At 64.3% G+C, this 18,034-nt stretch carries 14 protein-coding genes, 1 tRNA gene and 3 pseudogenes; 12 read left to right on the top strand and 6 right to left on the bottom strand.

The genetic code is table 11. From position 1 onward, the window contains the following. Positions 1-125: 125 nt before the first annotated feature. Both L0C21_RS08630 and L0C21_RS16705 read right to left on the bottom strand, forming a co-directional pair. Entirely contained in the window at positions 126-1,121 is a 996-nt protein-coding gene (locus L0C21_RS08630) for an NAD(P)H-dependent flavin oxidoreductase (protein WP_259277967.1), read from the bottom strand. A gap of 186 nt (positions 1,122-1,307) precedes the next feature. Then, on the bottom strand, positions 1,308-1,775 hold the full coding sequence (locus tag L0C21_RS16705; RefSeq protein ID WP_310593360.1) for a cold-shock protein: 468 nt from the start codon (positions 1,773-1,775) through the stop codon (positions 1,308-1,310). 339 nt (positions 1,776-2,114) lie between these two features. Here L0C21_RS16705 and L0C21_RS08620 point away from each other — a divergent pair, with 339 nt between their 5' ends. Both L0C21_RS08620 and L0C21_RS08615 read left to right on the top strand, forming a co-directional pair. Continuing rightward, on the top strand, positions 2,115-2,468 hold the full coding sequence (locus L0C21_RS08620; protein ID WP_259277966.1) for a phage holin family protein: 354 nt from the start codon (positions 2,115-2,117) through the stop codon (positions 2,466-2,468). A 30-nt stretch (positions 2,469-2,498) separates the two neighbouring features. Then, positions 2,499-2,831 (top strand): hypothetical protein, encoded by a 333-nt coding sequence (locus L0C21_RS08615; protein ID WP_259277965.1) that lies wholly within the window; start codon positions 2,499-2,501, stop codon positions 2,829-2,831. 5 nt (positions 2,832-2,836) lie between these two features. Here the strand turns inward: L0C21_RS08615 and L0C21_RS08610 are convergent, their stop codons facing one another. After that, positions 2,837-3,292, bottom strand: coding sequence for a YaiI/YqxD family protein (locus L0C21_RS08610; protein WP_259277964.1), 456 nt, complete (start codon positions 3,290-3,292; stop codon positions 2,837-2,839). Between the two features lie 138 nt (positions 3,293-3,430). Here L0C21_RS08610 and L0C21_RS08605 point away from each other — a divergent pair, with 138 nt between their 5' ends. After that, entirely contained in the window at positions 3,431-3,889 is a 459-nt protein-coding gene (locus tag L0C21_RS08605; protein ID WP_259277963.1) for an acyl-CoA thioesterase, read from the top strand. Positions 3,890-4,191: 302 nt separating this feature from the next. On the opposite strand, the gene L0C21_RS08600 is transcribed toward L0C21_RS08605, so the two are convergent. After that, positions 4,192-4,569: a VOC family protein gene (locus L0C21_RS08600; RefSeq protein ID WP_259277962.1), complete on the bottom strand. Its 378-nt coding sequence runs from the start codon at positions 4,567-4,569 to the stop codon at positions 4,192-4,194. Between the two features lie 106 nt (positions 4,570-4,675). Then, a pseudogene (uvrB, locus tag L0C21_RS08595) lies at positions 4,676-6,882 on the bottom strand (excinuclease ABC subunit UvrB). Between uvrB and L0C21_RS16880 the strand changes: the two are divergent. The 9 genes and pseudogenes from L0C21_RS16880 to L0C21_RS08550 form a co-directional block, all read left to right on the top strand. Continuing rightward, positions 6,881-7,996, top strand: a pseudogene (locus tag L0C21_RS16880) (amidohydrolase); the annotation flags it as partial. The pseudogenes uvrB and L0C21_RS16880 overlap by 2 nt on opposite strands. A gap of 37 nt (positions 7,997-8,033) precedes the next feature. Further along, positions 8,034-8,429 carry a M20/M25/M40 family metallo-hydrolase gene (locus L0C21_RS16875; protein ID WP_374940253.1) on the top strand — a complete coding sequence of 132 codons (396 nt, stop codon included), beginning with the start codon at positions 8,034-8,036 and terminating at the stop codon, positions 8,427-8,429. 93 nt (positions 8,430-8,522) lie between these two features. Continuing rightward, positions 8,523-9,343: pseudogene (locus tag L0C21_RS08580) on the top strand (arylamine N-acetyltransferase family protein). A gap of 101 nt (positions 9,344-9,444) precedes the next feature. Next, the gene (locus L0C21_RS08575; RefSeq protein ID WP_259277959.1) at positions 9,445-9,936 is read left to right on the top strand and encodes a DUF3617 domain-containing protein; all 492 of its coding nucleotides are present in this window, start codon (positions 9,445-9,447) and stop codon (positions 9,934-9,936) included. 447 nt (positions 9,937-10,383) lie between these two features. Continuing rightward, positions 10,384-12,252 carry a ribonucleoside-diphosphate reductase subunit alpha gene (locus L0C21_RS08570; protein ID WP_259277958.1) on the top strand — a complete coding sequence of 623 codons (1,869 nt, stop codon included), beginning with the start codon at positions 10,384-10,386 and terminating at the stop codon, positions 12,250-12,252. Between the two features lie 136 nt (positions 12,253-12,388). Beyond that, the gene (locus L0C21_RS08565; protein ID WP_259277957.1) at positions 12,389-13,396 is read left to right on the top strand and encodes a ribonucleotide-diphosphate reductase subunit beta; all 1,008 of its coding nucleotides are present in this window, start codon (positions 12,389-12,391) and stop codon (positions 13,394-13,396) included. Positions 13,397-13,799: 403 nt separating this feature from the next. Further along, positions 13,800-14,759, top strand: a complete 960-nt coding sequence (locus L0C21_RS08560) for an SGNH/GDSL hydrolase family protein (RefSeq protein WP_259277956.1) — start codon at positions 13,800-13,802, stop codon at positions 14,757-14,759. Positions 14,760-15,050: 291 nt separating this feature from the next. Then, positions 15,051-16,196, top strand: coding sequence for an aminotransferase class V-fold PLP-dependent enzyme (locus tag L0C21_RS08555; RefSeq protein ID WP_259277955.1), 1,146 nt, complete (start codon positions 15,051-15,053; stop codon positions 16,194-16,196). Between the two features lie 201 nt (positions 16,197-16,397). After that, positions 16,398-17,351: a peptidylprolyl isomerase gene (locus L0C21_RS08550; protein WP_259277954.1), complete on the top strand. Its 954-nt coding sequence runs from the start codon at positions 16,398-16,400 to the stop codon at positions 17,349-17,351. A 573-nt stretch (positions 17,352-17,924) separates the two neighbouring features. Here L0C21_RS08550 and L0C21_RS08545 read toward each other — a convergent pair. Continuing rightward, a tRNA-Gln gene (locus L0C21_RS08545) sits at positions 17,925-17,997 on the bottom strand. Between the last annotated feature and the right edge of the window lie 37 nt (positions 17,998-18,034).

Genomic DNA, 18,034 nt, shown 5'->3' with positions numbered 1-18,034 from the left:
CCATTCATTTTCAGGGCTGCGCCTGACAGAAGGCCTTTCCAGTTTCTCTACGGGATGTGCCGGGTACGGCCGCTAAAACGAAAGGGAGTGCAGAGGGACTGACCCTCTGCGAAGTAAAAACCAACCTACTCCGCCGCCAAGGCGTCGCGCGGGCCGAGCAGGGCGGCTTTGGCGGCATTGTACTCGCGCTCCATGCGATCGACGACGGCGGCGACGGGTTTGATATCATCGATGACGCCGATGCCCTGGCCGCAGCCCCAGATATCTCGCCAGGCTTTCTTGGCTTCGTTGCCGCCGGAGCCGAAATTCATGCGGGAGGGATCGGACTGGGGCAGGTTGGCGGGATCGAGCCCAGCCGCCTCGATGGACTGGCGCAGGTAGTTGCCGTGAATACCGGTGAAGAGGTTGGTGTAGACGATATCTTCCGCGCGCGCATCGACGAGGCATTGCTTATAGGCATCGATAGCGTTGGCTTCTTCGGTGGCAATGAAGACGGAGCCGGCGTAGGCGAAGTCCGCCCCCATGGCTTCGGCGGCAAGCACGGAGCGGCCGGTGGCGATGCTGCCGGAGAGGAGCAGGGGGCCGTCGAAGAACTGGCGGATTTCCTGCACCAGCGCGAAGGGGGAGAGGGTGCCCGCGTGGCCGCCTGCGCCCGCGCAGACGGCGATCAGTCCGTCCGCGCCTTTCTCGAGGGCCTTGCGGGCATGCTGGATGTTGATGATATCGTGGAAGACGATGCCGCCGTAGCTGTGGATGGCCTCGTTGACCTCCGGCCGGGCGCCAAGCGAGGTGATGACAATGGGCACCTTGTGCTTCACGCAGAGGGCCAGGTCGTGCTCCAGCCGGTCGTTGGAGCGGTGGACAATCTGGTTGACGGCGAAGGGGGCCGCAGGCCGCTCCGGGTGGCGGGCGGTGTGGTCAGCCAGGGTTTCCTTGATCTCGCTGAGCCAGTCGTCAAGCGCTTCCTTGGGCCGGGCGTTCAGCGCCGGGAAGGAGCCAAGGATGCCCGCCCGGCACTGGGCGATGACCAGCTTCGGCGTCGAGATGATGAACATTGGCGCGCCGATGATGGGCAGCCGCAGCTTTGCCTTGAGAGACCGCGCGATATCGCTTCCTGTCATGACCAATCCCTTGCCCGTGTTGCAACGCCATGGTGTCAGGGCCTTATGTGAACCGGGAACGGGGCTGGAAGGCAAGGTCGGGGATGGCTCCCTCCCCAAAACAGCGGTTATTTCTGGCGCACAAACAAACACGGCCGCCCGAAGGGGCGGCCGTGCCTGTGTTCAACAGTTAAGCTGGATCAGAGCTTAGCTGAAACGACGCGGACCACGCGGGCCACGCGGACGGTCGCCGAAGCCGCCGTCACGCTCGCCGCCGAAGCCGCCGCCGCTGCGGAAGCCGCCGCCGGAACGCTCACCGAAGCCGCCGCCGAAGCCGCCGCCGCCACCGGAGCGCTCGCCGAAGCCGCCACCCGAACGCGGGCCGCTGCGGAAGCCGCCGCCCGGACGGTCGCCGAAGTCACGACGCGGACGCGGAGCCATGGCTTCCGCTTCTTCCGGCGACGGACCGCCGATGACCTTCAGGTCCTGCGCGGCCGGCTTGCCCTGACGGGACATGCCCAGTTCGTACTCGACCTGCTGGCCCTCGACGAGGACCCGCATACCAGAGCGCTCAACCGCGGAAATGTGCACAAAGGCGTCTGCGCCGCCATCGTCCGGCTGGATGAAGCCGTAACCCTTTTCAACATTGAACCACTTAACGGTTCCCGTAGGCATCTTGTCTTTCCTTCATTTGGTAGTGCCCGATCTTTCGGGCAGTATTTCCGTATGAAAGAAAGCCCTAGATCCGGCGACTCATTTAGCAGACTTTGATGAAACGCACCATAGGGAATGGAGTTACACGCGGAATGCCCAACCCCCTAAATTTTATGGCCGAGGCTCGATCCGTCCGGTAGTCTGAGAGCCGGAACAAACCGGAATGGCGAACTTTCGTTTCGCTCAAAAAGCGAAGAATTCCGCCAGTTCCGAAAGGGTAAGCGCTTCTGGCACAGGCCGCGCACCGCTCGTTCGCGCCGCCGCCCGCGTCCGGCCAGCTGCGGCAAGAAGGAGACAGTCATGCGGGAATTTCTCATCCGGGTGCTCTGCGTCATTGCCGGACTTTGGGTGGCGACCCACCTGATCCCCGGCATTCATATCGAAGGCGGCATGACCTTCGTTTGGGCAGCCGTGCTGCTCATCGTCGTCAATGCGCTCATCCGGCCGCTGGCCATTCTGTTCACCCTGCCGCTGACTCTGCTCACCCTTGGACTGTTCATCTTCGTTATCAATGCGGCGATGTTCGGGCTGGTCGCGGCGTTGCTCGACGGCATGAGCGTGAGCGGCTTCTTCTCGGCCCTGTTTGGTGCGCTTGTCGTCGGTCTGGTGAGCATCGTCGGCATGTCCCTGCTGGGAGCAGACGAGCGCCGCTGACGACAGACATTCGAAAGGGAGTTGCGGGCCATGAAGCGCATGTGCGTGGCAGTTTTGATTCTGGGAGCCACAGGGCTGGCGGGCTGCGCCACGCCCCGGCAGCAAGTGGCCAGCGGCCTGCAATCGCTGGGCTTGGCAGAGCGGCAGGCCAGCTGCATGGCCGACTCCTTGGATGATCGGCTGAGCAATGACCAGATGAAGCGTGTCGCCCGGCTGCTGGGCGGAGCGAGCCATGCGGACCGGGTGGAAGCCAACGAGAAGAACGTGCGGCGAGCGCTCGATCTGGTGTTCGACGTGGCTGACCCGGAAATCGCCTCGGCGGCCTCCCGCGCCTTGCTTGGCTGTACGATCCTCGGCGGGTGAGGATCTCAGGCTGATGCGCGCTTCGCCTGCTGCACCATGCGCTCCAGTTCGTTGAGGAAGCGGGAGCGATCGGCGGGCGCGAAGCTTTTGTTGTAGCCACTGACCGTGCCCATGGCGCGCAGGTCCGCCATCACGTCGCGCATGGCCAGCGCCATGCCGATGTTCTGCTTGCTGAACGGCTTGCCCGTGGGGCCGATTACGGAGGCCTGCTTTTCAAGGCAGCGGGAGGCGAGGGGAATGTCCGCCGTGATGACGATGTCTCCTGCGTTGACCTGCTCCACGATCCAGTCATCCGCCGCATCGAACGCGCCGGGCACGGTGATCTCCCTGACCAGCGGGTGGCCGCTCGGCCGGATGCCGCCGTTGGAGACGAGAAAGGTCTCAATGCCATGCCGTTCGGCAACGCGGATCGCCTCCGCCTTCACCGGGCAGGCATCGGCATCAACGTAGATCCGGGTCATTCCTCGCGGCCTCCTTGCATGTTGTTGCCTGCCTTGTGACACAAAGCCAAATGGTCGGCCACCCCACCGGATCGCTCGACAGGTCTTCAATCTCGCCACTAGCCTGAGGTGAAGCTGTCAGAGTGCAGGGAGTGATGCATGGAGGATGATCGACAGGCGGGCATGGAGCGGATGCTGCAGGAGAGGGCGAGCTTTCGTCACTTCACGCAAGAGCGCATCCGCTTCTCCGACACGGATATGGTCGGCCATGTCAACAACACCGCCTATGCGGTCTACTGCGAAACCGGCCGGGTAGAATTCAACCGGGCCGTCGCCGCCATGGACGGGCCATTCGGCGGCGTGATCGCGCGGGTCGCCATCAACATGCGAGCCGAGACCTACTTTCCAGGAACCGTCGAGATTGGGACAGGCGTGCTGCGGATCGGCCGCACGTCCTACACGCTGGGCCAAGGCCTGTTCGTGGGCGACACCTGCGTCGCCACCGCCGAAGGCGTGATCGTGGTGCTGGACCGGGCAAGCCGCAAACCCTTGCTGCTGCCCGACGACCTGCGCGCGGCGCTGAGGGCGCACCTGCTGCCGGGCTGCGAGGAGGGGTGAGGCTCTAAAGGGAAGGTTTTGTATTTGCAGGAGGGTCTCAACCCTCCTGCACCTCCCATTCTTTCCTATCGGGCCGTGCCCTTCGATCAATCTTTGCGCCTGTATGAATTTTAGATCACACGGCCGTGTCCTGCTCGTTCGCCCGGAAGCTGTCAGGATGGCCCGCACAAAGCGCGGCCCGTTGAATCGAATGGGGGATTGAAAGGGGGCCTGGGCCCCCCTTTCATCTTAAGAGTCGACGCCTCCGCGTCGGGGAGGGGGCCGAGCCCCCGTTCATTTTTAAATCTTCCCAGCCGCCCGGATCAGTGCGGCCAGTGGAACACGGCCAGCTTGTTGCCATCCGGATCGCGGAAGTAGGCGCCGTAGAAGGGCGAGTTCTCGCCGCCGCGACGGCCGGGCGCGCCTTCGCACTGTCCGCCGAGTTCGATTGCCTTGGCGTAGACTTCATCCACCTGCGCGGGAGAATCGGCGGTGAAGGCCACCATGACGCCATTGCCGACGGTGGCCGGTTCCTTGTTGTAGGGATGGGTGAGGCAGAGCAGCCCGCCCTTGCCGTTGCCCCAGAAGATCATGGTGCCGAAGTCGATGGCGCGCTTGCCGCCGAGCAGCGGCAGCAGGGAGTCGTAGAACCGTGCGCCGCGCTCCATGTCGTGGGTGCCGAGGGTAACGTAACCGATCATGGGAATGAGTCTCCTGCGGTGTTGCCTGCATATGCAAGCACGTAGCCGCAGTGGACGTTACAGCCGCGTTCCCGTCAAGCCCCGGAATGGCGGGGGACAGCTGGACTTACGACTGCGCCCCGGTCCGTGACCGTTTGCCGTACTTTTGCTGCTTGCTCTGCTTGGTGGTGCGGGTGCCGGGGCGACCGCCCGTGGCGCGGCCCTTGACCGGCGCGACGTGGGCCTCGACCGGCAGGCCGAGTTCGCTGTTCTCCAGTCGGCGGATCTCGTCGCGAATGCGGGCGGCTTCCTCGAACTCCAGATTGGCGGCGGCTTCCTTCATCCGATTCTCGAGATCGGCGATGTAGCCCTTGAGGTTGTGGCCGACGAGGTGGGTGGTTTCCTCGTCGCCGGTGTCGACCGTCATGTAGTCGTGCTGGGAGACGTCTTCCAAAAGGTCGGAGATCTGCCGCTTGATGGTCTGCGGCGTGATGCCGTGCTCTTCGTTGAAGGCGATCTGCTTGGCGCGGCGGCGGTCGGTTTCGGCCAGCGCCCGCTCCATTGAGCCGGTCATGCGGTCCGCATAGAGCAGCACCCGGCCTTCGGCGTTACGCGCCGCGCGGCCGATGGTCTGCACGAGCGAGGTCTCGGAGCGGAGGAAGCCTTCCTTATCCGCATCTAGAATGGCGACGAGGCCGCATTCAGGAATGTCGAGGCCCTCGCGCAGCAGGTTGATGCCGACCAGCACGTCGAACACCCCAAGCCGGAGATCGCGGATGATCTCGATGCGCTCCAGCGTCTCCACATCCGAGTGCATGTAGCGGACCTTGAGGCCTGCTTCGTGCAGGTATTCGGTCAGGTCTTCGGCCATGCGCTTGGTGAGCGTGGTGACGAGGGTGCGGAAGCCCTTGGCGGCGGTCGCCTTGGCCTCGGCGATCACGTCGTCCACCTGGTGCTCGACGGGGCGGATTTCGTAGGTGGGGTCCACAAGGCCGGTGGGGCGAATGACCTGCTCCACGAACACGCCGCCGGTCTGCTCCAGCTCCCACGGGCCGGGGGTCGCGGAGACGAAGATGGTCTGCGGCCGCATGGCGTTCCACTCGGAGAACTTGAGCGGGCGGTTGTCGATGCAGGACGGCAGGCGGAAGCCGTATTCGGCCAGCGTCACCTTGCGGCGACGGTCGCCCCGCTCCATCGCGCCGATCTGGCCGACGGTGACGTGGCTTTCGTCGATGAACAAGAGGGCGTTGTCGGGCAGGTACTCGAACAGGGTCGGCGGCGGCTCGCCGGGCAGGCGGCCGGTGAGGAAGCGCGAGTAGTTCTCGATGCCCGAGCACGAGCCGGTGGCGGCGATCATCTCGAGGTCGAACGTGGTGCGCTGCTCCAACCGCTGGGCTTCCAGCAGCTTGCCCTCGGCGTTCAGCTCCTTCAGCCGCTCGGCCAGCTCGTGCTTGATGGCCTCGACCGCCTGTTTCATGGTCGGGCCGGGGGTGACGTAGTGGCTGTTGGCGAAGATGCGGACATGGTCCATCGACGCCACCTTTTACCGGTGAGCGGGTCGAACTCGACGATCTCCTCCACCTCGTCCCCGAAGAACTGGATGCGCCAGGCGGCGTCCTCATAGTGGGCCGGGAAGATTTCGAGCGTGTCGCCGCGCACGCGGAAGGTGCCGCGCTGGAAGGCCTGATCGTTGCGCTTGTATTGCAGGGCAACCAGTTTGCGGATCAGCTCCCGCTGGTCGATGGTCTCGCCCTTCGAGACGTTGACGATCATGGCCGAGTAGGTCTCGACCGAGCCGATACCGTAGATGCAGGAGACAGAGGCGACGATGATGACGTCGTCCCGCTCGAGCAGGGCGCGGGTGGCCGAGTGGCGCATCCGGTCGATCTGCTCGTTAATCGAGGATTCCTTCTCGATGTAGACGTCCGTCCGGGGGACATAGGCCTCCGGCTGGTAGTAGTCGTAGTAGGAGACGAAATACTCGACGGCATTCTCGGGGAAGAAGGCCTTGAACTCTCCGTAGAGCTGGGCAGCCAGCGTCTTGTTGTGCGCCATGATGAGCGCCGGGCGCTGCAACTGCTCGATCACCTTGGCCATGGTGAAGGTCTTGCCCGAGCCGGTGACGCCGAGGAGCACCTGATTCTGCTCCCCCGCCTGGGCCTGGGCCACCAGCTCGGCAATGGCCTGGGGCTGGTCGCCCGCGGGCTGAAAGTCGGACGCCAGCTTGAACGGCTTGCCGCCTTCGGCCTTGGGCGGACGCTCCGCCTTGTGGGGCACAAAGGTGCCGCTGGTGTCGATATCGTCGAGGGTTCTGCGAATAACCAGACTGCTCATGGCCGTACTATATGCCTCGCGCGGAAGCTCACGCCAAGTTCTCTTTTTGTTCAATTCGCCTGCGTCAGGCATAATGCGGACGCCTGGTGGTTATACCCCGCAATCGGGCTTGAGTTCACATATTTGCTTTTCGCAACCGGCAAGGCACATTCTAGTATCGGCACACGCCCGAAACGGGAAAAATGAAATGGGGTATAAGGGGGTAATTTCCATGAAAACGCTTCTGGCCTGCGCGACGGCGATGGTTGCGCTGATGGGATCGGTTCCGGCCGCAACCGCGGCGGACGCGCAGCTGCGCGCGGACATCGCCAAGGATTACGATGCGCGGCTCAAGGACATGTTCATCGACTTCCATAAGAACCCGGAGCTGTCCTTCCGCGAGACTCGCACGGCGGCGCGCGTCGCCAAGGAATTCAAGGCGCTCGGCATCCAGGTGACGGAAGGCGTGGGCAAGACCGGCGTCGTCGGCGTGCTCAAGAACGGAGAGGGGCCGACCGTCCTCATCCGCGCGGACATGGACGGCCTGCCGGTCAAGGAACAGTCGGGCCTGCCCTATGCCTCGACCGCGCGGCAGGTTGACATCAATGGCAACGAGATGCCGGTGATGCACGCCTGCGGGCACGATGTGCACGTAACCGCGCTGATCGGCGCGGCCAAGCAGCTGGTGGCGCGGAAGGACCAATGGTCCGGCACCATCGTATTCGTGGGTCAGCCGGCCGAGGAGCGTATTCAGGGAGCCAAGGCCATGCTGGATGACGGGCTCTATACCCGCTTCCCGCGGCCGGACTATGCGCTGGCGTTCCATGTCTCCTCCGACCTGCCGGCGGGCAAGATCCTGCTGGAGCCGGGGCTGGCCTACTCGTCGTCCGACAGCGTGGACATCACCATTCACGGCGTCGGCGCGCACGGAGCCTCGCCACACCGGGGCAAGGACCCGATCGTCATCGGCTCCCAGATCGTGATGGCGCTGCAAACGCTGGTGAGCCGGGAGCTTTCGCCGCTGGAGCCGGGCGTGGTGACGGTGGGCTCGTTCCATTCGGGCCTGAAGCACAACATCATCTCCGACCGGGCCGACCTGCAACTGACCGTGCGCTCGGACAGCCAGGAGGTGCGGGAGAAGCTGCTCTCCGGCATCAAGCGCATCGCCGAGAATGCCGGGCGCATGGCGGGCCTGCCGGAGGACAAGCTGCCGGAGGTGCGCGTCGGCTTCGAGATCGACGCCGCCAACGGTGAACAACGCCGAACTGGTGAAGACGGTGCGCGCCGCCATCGCCGGCCAGATGGGCGAGGGGGCCTTCGTGACCAAGCCCCGCGAAGGCATGGGCGCGGAGGACTTCGCCTACTTTGTGGAGACCGACCCCAAGGTGCCGGGCGCCTACTTCGCCGTGGGCGGCACCCCGCAGGCGGAGCTGGACGCGGCAAAGAACGGTGGCGCACCGGTGCCCGCGCACCATTCGCCGCTGTTCAAGATCACGCCGGAGCCGGCGATCAAGTCGGGCATCGAGGCGATGACGTCAGCAGCGATGGGGCTGCTCGCCAAGTCATAAGGAGAAGTGGGCGGCCACGGGCCGCCCACGCTGGCCTCGCCGGTTCTGTTGAGTGGCATTGGATTCCGCGATCAAGAACAGGAGAGACTGCCAATGTTCCCGATGAAGGAAGGCCTTGGGGCCTATCTGGACCGTATCGGCTTCAACGGACCGGCGCGCAGCGACGAGGACGGGCTGGCAGCGCTTCATGAGGCCCATGGCCTTGCCATTCCCTTCGAGAACCTGGACATCCTGCTCGGCAAGGGCGTGTCCCTGCGGCCCGAGGATGTCTTCGCCAAGCGGTGGTGAGCCGGCGCGGCGGCTACTGCTTCGAGCAGAACGGCCTGTTCGGGGCCGTGCTGGCAGAGGTGGGCTTTGCCGTCCGGCCCCTGCTGGCGCGGGTGTGGTTTGGCGGCGTGACCGAACCGAGGGAGAAAACCCACCAGTTGCTGCTGGTGGAGCTGGGCGGGCGGCCGTGGATCGCGGACGTGGGCTTCGGCACCGCCGGGCCTGCCTTGCCCATGCCGATGGAGGCGGGGCGCATCAGCGCCCAGCCGGGGCGGCGCTACCGGCTTGCCCATGACGAGACGTTCGGCTTCATGATGGAGCGGTCGGTGGCGGACGGGCCGTGGGAGAAGCTCTACAGCTTCAATCTGGAGCGGTGCTGGCAGGCGGACTTCGAGATGGGAAACTTCTATGTTTCCAAGTCCCCGCATTCGCCCTTTACCAGCCGCAGCGTCTGCTCCCGTCAGACGCCGGACGGCTGGATCGTGCTGGTGAATCATGATCTGATCGAGGTGAAGGACGGGCAGACCCTGCGCCATGTGGTGGAGCCGGGGCCTGCCTACATGGACATGCTGCGGGAGCGTTTCGACCTCGACCTCGGCGTGCCCTACGAGGCCCTGGGCCTTCCGCCCGCCGCCGACGCGGCGTGAGCCTGCGGTTTCGGTTGCGTTTCGATCGCTTGCATCTGAATCGCCGGACAAAACCGCCCCGGCCGGTGTGGCGGGCGGGTCCGCATGAAGGAGCCTTGAGAATGTCCAGTGCCAATGTGGCCGCCGTTGTGGCGGGTTTGGTCGCCCTGGGGCTTGCGGGCGGCGCGGCCGCCGGGCCGAGCGTGAAGCCGGGCCTTTGGGAGATGACCATCAAATCGAAGATGAGCGGGGGCAATCTTCCGCCGGGCATGGGCGAGAACACCATGACCATCAAGTTCTGCGTCACGCCGGAGAACGCCACCGCCGCGTGGGAGGATATGGCCAAGACCATGGACATGGGCGAGGATGGCGAATGCGCCATCTCCGACATGAAGGAGGCGAACGGGACCTATTCCTTCAGCACCAAATGCACGTCCGGCATGTCCGGCACCATGACGGGGAAGATCACGCCGACGTCCATGGAGCAGTCCGGCGACATGGCCTTCGCCGACAAGACCATGAACATGAAGATGTCGTTTACCAACCTGGGCAAATGGGTGGGCCCGACCTGCCCGGCCGGGACACCGGGCGCGCCGGAGAAGGCATCGCGCTAGAACGGTTCGTCGCATTCGCGGCGCGTTGATTCTGTCCGCTCGGATTGCCTATCCGGCGCAGGCAGATAATGCTTTTGCTTTTATTACGGGTGGTTGGCTGTTGGCCTTTGCCTGCGGGCTCAGTCCGGCGACAAAAGGGCAGTTCCACCACCCGTTCTCGGGCCTCATGGGTTGCCGCTTGCGTAATGTCCCGCAAAGCCGCAATATTCCGTGGTCAAGCCTAAATTTGTTTCGCGCGGCCACTAAAGCCTCTTGCCTCGCCCCATATCTTGGGGTTGATTGTTGGAACACGCCCCAACTGTGGGGTGTTTACACAAAAGTGACATAAGGTTTCAGTTGGCGTGATCTGCGGATTTCTGCTCGGTTTTGCATGCTTTGCGGACCTCGCCAGCTACCAATCATGCGGCCTTCGGGCTGTTGTTCGTTGAGCGTCAGGAGAAGGGGCACATGGATTTTGCAAACAGCGACGGCGGGCAGGCCGCGACGCAAGAAACCCAGGTGACGTCCAGCACCGCCATCATTCCATGGCGGTTCTCGGTGCAGGTGGATCACAGCCGCGATGCCCTGCTGACCGACTTCGGCAAGGAAACGCTGAAGGACCGCTACCTCCTGCCGGGCGAGAGCTTCCAGGACCTGTTCGCCCGCGTGGCAGCGGCCTACGCGGACAACGCCGAGCACGCCCAGCGCCTCTACGACTACATCTCCCAGCTGTGGTTCATGCCGGCAACGCCGGTGCTGTCCAACGGCGGCACGGGCCGGGGCCTGCCCATCTCCTGCTACCTGAACTCGGTGGATGACAGCCTCGATGGCATCGTCGCCACCTGGAACGAGAACGTGTGGCTGGCCTCGCGCGGCGGCGGCATCGGCACCTACTGGGGCAATGTGCGCGGCATCGGCGAGCCGGTCGGCCTCAACGGCAAGACCTCCGGCATCATTCCGTTCATCCGCGTGATGGACAGCCTGACGCTCGCCATCTCCCAAGGCTCGCTGCGCCGCGGCTCGGCGGCGGTCTACCTCGACATCTCCCACCCGGAGATCGAGGAGTTCCTCGAAATCCGCAAGGCCTCGGGCGACTTCAACCGCAAGGCGCTGAACCTGCACCACGGCGTGCTGATCTCCGACAAGTTCATGGAAGCCGTGCGCGACGGCGCCAAGTTCGACCTCGTCAGCCCCAAGGACGGGGCGAAGCGGGGCGAGGTGGATGCCCGCGCCCTGTTCCAGAAGCTGGTCGAGGTCCGCCTGGCGACGGGCGAGCCGTACATCGTCTTCATCGACACGGTGAACCGGGCGCTGGCGCCGCACCAGCGCGAGCTGGGCCTGAAGGTTTCCACCTCCAACCTGTGCTCCGAGATCACCCTGCCGACGGGCCGGGATCACCTGGGCAATGCCCGCACGGCGGTGTGCTGCCTCTCCTCGCTGAACTTCGAGACCTGGGACCAGTGGTCGAAGGACGAGCGCTTCATCGAGGACGTGATGCGCTTCCTCGACAACGTGCTGCAGGACTTCATCGACCGCGCCCCCGACACCATGGCCCGCGCCAAGTACGCCGCCATGCGCGAGCGCTCGGTCGGCCTCGGCGTCATGGGCCTGCACAGCTTCTACCAGGCGCGCGGCATCCCGTTCGAGAGCGCCATGGCCAAGTCGTGGAACCTCAAGATGTTCCGCCACATCAAGGAGCGGGTGGACGCCGCCTCCATGATGCTGGCGATGGAGCGCGGGCCGTGCCCGGACGCGGCCGAGGTGGGCGCGATGGAGCGCTTCAGCCACAAGCTGGCGATCGCGCCGACGGCCTCCATCTCGATCATCGCCGGCGGCACCAGCGCCTGCATCGAGCCGGTGCCGGCCAACATCTACACCCACAAGACCCTCTCGGGCTCGTTCGTGGTGAAGAACCCGCACCTCGAGAAGCTGCTGATCGAGAAGGCGAAGAACGCCGAGTCCGTGTGGAACTCGATCCTCGAGAACGGCGGCTCGGTCCAGCACCTCGACTTCCTGACGCCGGACGAGAAGGCCACCTTCCGCACCGCGTTCGAGATCGACCAGCGCTGGCTTCTGGAACTGGCAGGCGACCGCACGCCCTACATCTGCCAGGCGGCGAGCCTCAACCTGTTCCTGCCTGCCGACATCGAAAAGTGGGATCTCCTGATGCTCCACTACCGGGCGTGGGAGATGGGCATCAAGTCGCTCTACTACTGCCGCTCCAAGTCGATCCAGCGCGCCTCGTTCGCAGGCGGCGTCGAGGCGGACAACACGCCCGACCTGCGCCAGATCGAGGTGGAGATGAAGGATTACGACGAGTGCCTGGCCTGTCAGTAATCCGCGCATAAGGGCAAGGGCGGCCATGCGCGCCGCCCCACTGTCCTACAAATCCAGGAAGTGATACAAAGAGTGAACAGTACGGTCGAAGCCAGACGTGCTTCCGCCGGGTGAGCCGAGGCTCGGGAGACCAACCATGCCGTTGCTGCAAGCATCCAAGACCTACAAGCCGTTTGAATACCCCTGGGCGTTCGACTTCTGGAAACGCCAGCAGCAGCTGCACTGGTTGCCGGAGGAAGTGCCGCTGGGCGAGGACTGCCGCGACTGGGCACAGAAGCTGACCGACCACGAGCGCAACCTGCTCACCCAGATCTTCCGCTTCTTCACCCAGGCGGACGTGGAGGTGCAGGATTGCTACCACGAGAAGTACGGCCGGGTGTTCAAGCCGACCGAAATCAAGATGATGCTGGCGGCCTTCTCCAACATGGAGACGGTGCACATCGCCGCCTACAGCCACCTGCTCGACACCATCGGCATGCCCGAGACCGAATACGCCGCCTTCCTCCACTACGCGGAGCTGAAGGACAAGCACGACTACATGGGCAAGTTCGGCGTCGACAACGACGCGGACATCCTGCGGACGCTGGCCATGTTCGGCGGCTTCACCGAAGGGCTGCAGCTGTTCGCCTCCTTTGCCATGCTGATGAACTTCCCGCGCTTCAACAAGATGAAGGGCATGGGGCAGATCGTCTCCTGGTCGGTGCGCGACGAGAGCCTGCACTGCGATGGCATCGTCAAGCTGTTCCATGCCTTCGCGCAGGAGAGCGGAGCGCTGAACCAGGCAGTCAAGGACGACATCGCCGACTGCTGCCACACCGTGGTGCGGCTGGAGGATGCCTTCATCGACCTCGCCTTCGAGATGGGCCCGGTGCCGGGCATGACTCCGAAGGACATCAAGAAGTACATCCGCTACATCGCCGACTGGCGCCTGAAGCAGCTGGGCATGAAGCCGATCTACATGATCGATGAGCACCCGCTGCCGTGGCTCCAGCCGCTGCTGAACGGTGTGGAGCACGCCAACTTCTTCGAAACCCGCGCCACCGAATATTCCAAGGCGGCGACGCGCGGCAATTGGAACGAGGTGTGGGACGCCTTCGACAAGCGCAAGTCCGCCCAGGCGCACGCCACCATCGCCGCCGAATAAGGGCGGCCCGCACAACGCATCCGGGGAAGGGGCGGCCGCCGTGCCGCCTCTTTTCGTTTGGGGATGCCTGTTTCGGGAACCTCTTGTTGCAGGGGGCTGTCTCCCCGCATCGCCTCCGGGTTTTCGAAGGCTGTGCCGGGCCGAAAAACGTCGAGAAATCTTACAATTATGCTCAAGCTGTAATTCAATCGAATTGGAAAAGCGCCGCACATTCCAATAGTTGAATTAGCTGTAATTCATTGGAATGAAAGTTGCATGGAGCTCCCCGTCTCATGCAGTTCAACGGCGCAGATTTCCCAGTGTTCCGTCGCGTTCCGCACAGGAGTCTCAGGGGGAGAATCCGTGCGCTCGTTGGTGGAGATCGCGTCCGTGAGCTGCCCAACTTCCAGATGGGAGAGCTCATGTGCTCAAACTTCTTTCTGCGCTCGTGAAGACCAGCTTCGTTGCGGCGGCCCTGCTTCTGCCGACCATCCCCGCCAGCGCGACGCCCTATTCCGAAATCTACGTATTCGGCGACAGCCTGGTCGATGCCGGAAACATCGGCATCGTGTCTCCGGGCACGCCGCCCGGCGCGGCCGGATACTTCAATGGCCGCTTCACCAACGGCCCGGTTTATACCGATCTGCTCTACCAGGCCCGTTTCGGCAGCTACATGGCGCCCTCCCTGGCCGGCGGCACCAACTACGCCTTTGGCGGCGCGCGGGCGGTGGACAACAGCGGCTATCCAAGCGGGGGCGACCAGATCCCCGATCTGGCGGCCCAGCTTGACCTTTATGCCATGAACTCGGGCGGGACCGCGGATTCCGGCGCTCTCTACATCATCAACATCATGGGCAACGATGTGTTCGCCGTGATGAACGGAAACACCAACGGCCTGGACCCGACAGCCTATGCCGCGCAGGTGGCCGCCGTGATGGCGGAGCAGATCCAGCGCCTCCATGACATGGGCGCGCGCCACATCCTGCTGACGGGCGTGCCCAACGCGGACATTCCCGAGGCCTTCCTGATGCAGGCCCTGCTGGACTCGGCCCTCGATGGGTTACTGCTCGAGACCGAGCTGATGACCTACAGCTATCTCGACCTGTTCACACGCATTCTGGCCGACCCCACCAGCGTGGGGCTGCCCGCCGGCATCGACATGGAAACGCCCTGCCTTGTGGGCGAAACCCCGTCGCCAGACATCGACTGCACCGGCTACTTCTTCTTCGACGGCACCCACCCGACCGCCGCGCTCCATGAGATTCTGGCGCGGGAAATCGGCGCGCTGACGGGCATTACCGAAGTCAGCGAACCGGCAGCGCTTGCCCTGATGGGCTTCGGCCTCGCGGCGCTGGCTCTGGGCGGCCGCCGTCGCCGCGCCTGAGCGGGAGAGGCCTTGTTTTGGTTAGGCTTTTTGCAGGGGCTCTGCCCCTGCACCCCGTTCGCTTTTTCGGACAGCCACGGGATGAAGCGTGCATCCAGCCCATCTTGAATACGGCCGTTAGAGCGAAGGGGCGCGCAGGAGGCAAAGCCACTGTCTGAACGCCCCGCATATCAATTCCAAGACTTAACGACAAAAGGCAGGGATGCCGCCGCTTCCTGTCTATACAGGCTGACATGGAGCAGTTAAGACGAAGAGATTGCTTTGACCCTATCTGAACCGTGAGTTGCTGCCATGAGTCTGCTGCCTTGCCAGCGTCATCTGTTCGATATCCCGCGTGATGTGGCCTATCTGAACTGCGCCTTCATGTCTCCGCTGCTGAGTGCGGCGCAGCGGGCGGGTGAGGAGGGGCTGGCCCGCAAGGCCCGGCCCTGGCTTGTCACGACGACCGACTTCTTCACCGAGACCGAGGCGACCCGCGAACTGTTCGCCCGGCTGATCGGAGCCGCGGCGGACGACATCGCCTTCATTCCCGCGGTCAGCTACGGCATGGCGGCGGCCGCGCGGAACCTGCCGCTGCGCCGGGGCCAGGCCGTGGTGATGCCGGCGGAGGAGTTCCCCTCCGGCGTTTATGCCTGGCGGCAGGCGGCCCATGAGGCCGGGGCCGATATCGTGACCGTGCCGCGCCCCGAGGACGGCGACTGGACAGCCGCCCTGTGCGCCGCCATTGACGCGCGCACGGCGGTGGTGCTGGCCTCCGAAACCCACTGGGTGTGCGGCGGGCGCATGGATCTTGCCGCCATTTCCGCCCGCGCCAAGGCAGTCGGCGCGGCGCTGGTGCTGGACCTCACCCAGTCCGGCGGGGCGGTGCCGTTCAATGTGAAAGCCATCGACCCCGACTTCGTGGCGGCGGCCAGCTACAAGTGGCTGATGGGCCCTTATACCCTGGGCTATCTCTACGTTGCGCCTCGCCATCAGGCCGGCCGGCCGCTGGAGCAGGGGTGGATCTGCCGGGAAGGGGCGGAGGATTTCCGCCGCCTGGCCGACTGCCGGGAGGATTTTCAACCGGGCGCGCGCCGGTTCGACATGGGCCAGCGCTCCAACTTCGCCCTGATGCCGGTGGCGAAGGCGGCGCTGGAGCAGCTGCTGGCCTGGGGCCCCGCGAACACCGCCGAAACGCTGGCCGCGCTCACCGCCCGCATCGCCGGCGCGGCGGCAGAACTGGGCGCGGAAAGCCAGCCGGCTCACCTTCGCAGCCCGCACTACCTTGGGCTGCGCTTTGCCCGCGGCCTGCCGGACAATTTCGCGGCCGGCCTCGCCGCCCGCAACGTGCACGTGAGCCTGCGCGGCGACCGGGTTCGCATCACGCCCCATCTCTACAACGATGAGGAGGACGTTGCCCGGCTGCTCGAGGCGCTGAAGGCCAGCCTGCACGCGTAGGACAATCGAGAACAGGTGTAGAACATCCCGGTTTCTGCAACTCCTCCAATCTACGACCACGCGCCGTTTGACAGGCGGAACATAACGAGGCCTAATGGGCTTCGTAGGGAACGGGAGGGGCGAATGATCGGGCGTCAAAAAGTCGGGTATCAAAAGGTCGAACAGCTTATGATCGGCGGGGAACAGCACGGGGCAGGAGTGATGGACGCTTTGGCTGGAACAACGGCCCGCAAGGCCTTGGCCTGGCTGGCGTTTGTCCTGGCGGCGTGCCTGTTGCTGGCCGACGGTCTCAGCGCATCTCCGGCCTGGGCTTCCGATGCCAAACCTCGGACCACGGCCGAAATTCTGGCTGCTGCTCCGGCGGATGACTGGCGGCTGCTAGACCCCGAGAACACCCTCTACCTCGACCTTGAGGCCGGGGATCAGAAAGGCCGGGTGGTCATCGAACTCGCCCCGGCCTTTGCGCCCCGCCATATCGAGGCCATCAAGGCCATGGTGCGGGCCGGGACCAAGGACGCCGCCATCACCCGCGTGCAGGACAACTTCGTTGCCCAGTGGCGGCTGACGAGCCAGCCCTCGCCAGCGCTCAAGGCTGAGTTCACCCGCGCCGATGGACCGGACCTCGCCTTCACGCCGCTGCCGGACCGGGATGTTTACGCGCCGGAGGCCGGGTTCGCTCGGGAGATGCCCGCAGCGCGCGATGCCAAGGCGGGAACCGCCTGGCTGGTGCACTGCTACGGCATGGTCGGCGTCGGCCGGGAGAACGGGGCCGATAGCGGCAACGGGGCGGAGCTCTATGCCGTCATTGGCCAGGCGCCGCGGCAGCTGGACCGCAATATCACCGTGGTGGGCCGGGTGGTTTCGGGTATGGAGCTGCTCTCCAGCTTGCCGCGCGGGCAGGGGGCCATGGGCTTCTATGAAGCACCGGCCCAGCCGATCCCCTTCAAGGCCGTGCGCCTGGCCGCCGATGTGCCGCAGGTAGAACAACTGCCGCTGGAAGTGTTGCGGACGGACTCGTCCACCTTCGCTGCTCTGGTTGAAGCCCGGCGCAACCGGCAGGACGCCTTCTATCACGTGCCCGCCAACGCCATAGACGTGTGCAACGTGCCGATTCCGGTACGCGAACGCCCAACTCAAGTAACGCAGGCGCAATAAACGGCGCATGATCGGGAAGCGGGGGAGGCTTAGCCCTAGAGCCAGAGCATCGCGCTCAGAGCGGGTTGCAATCTGCTCGGCAAGCAGATCACCCGCTTTTCAAGTCCTTGGTTGGTCGCACTTTCTTAACCCCAGGGTATACCCCTGCTCGAAAGCTGCCCCAGCCAGTGGCGTCGCCCCCTTGGCTCTCCCGTTTAATTTGATTGGGCCGCGCCTTTGATCCCCGCCAGCGCCTGCTGGAGACGCTTGCGCGCAGGATAGAACACCCTGCGATGAACAAGAGTGCGACGAGACAATGAATCAGAGACCGGTCTGATGATATCAGATCAGAAAGGGATCTCAGGTTCATGGCGCTACGCGTTGGTCTGGGTTGGGCTGGGCCAAGCGCGCCCGTATAAAGCGGAAAGGGGGTTCCCAGGGGGATTAAGACCCCCTTGGCAGAACGCATTGCGTAGAGAAGCTGATGAACACGCAGGCCGGCAGCCCGGCCGACACGGATGCCTGAGCGTTGTTTTCGCTGATTTTCAGAAGTGTCTAACGACCGGAGGTTCGCCGAACACGAGAGAGAAGAGTTGGTTGCCCCGCAAGGATCGAACCTCGATTAACGGAGTCAGAGTCCGCTGTCTTGCCGTTAGACGACGGGGCAACGTCGTGTCCGGGGCCGTGCTAATATGTCAGGAGAA

The sequence above is a fragment of the Pedomonas mirosovicensis genome (genome assembly GCF_022569295.1).
GTDB lineage: Bacteria > Pseudomonadota > Alphaproteobacteria > Sphingomonadales > Sphingomonadaceae > Pedomonas > Pedomonas mirosovicensis.
The sequence above is the reverse complement of the archived record's forward strand: the minus strand, read 5'-3'. Positions and strand labels throughout refer to the sequence as shown.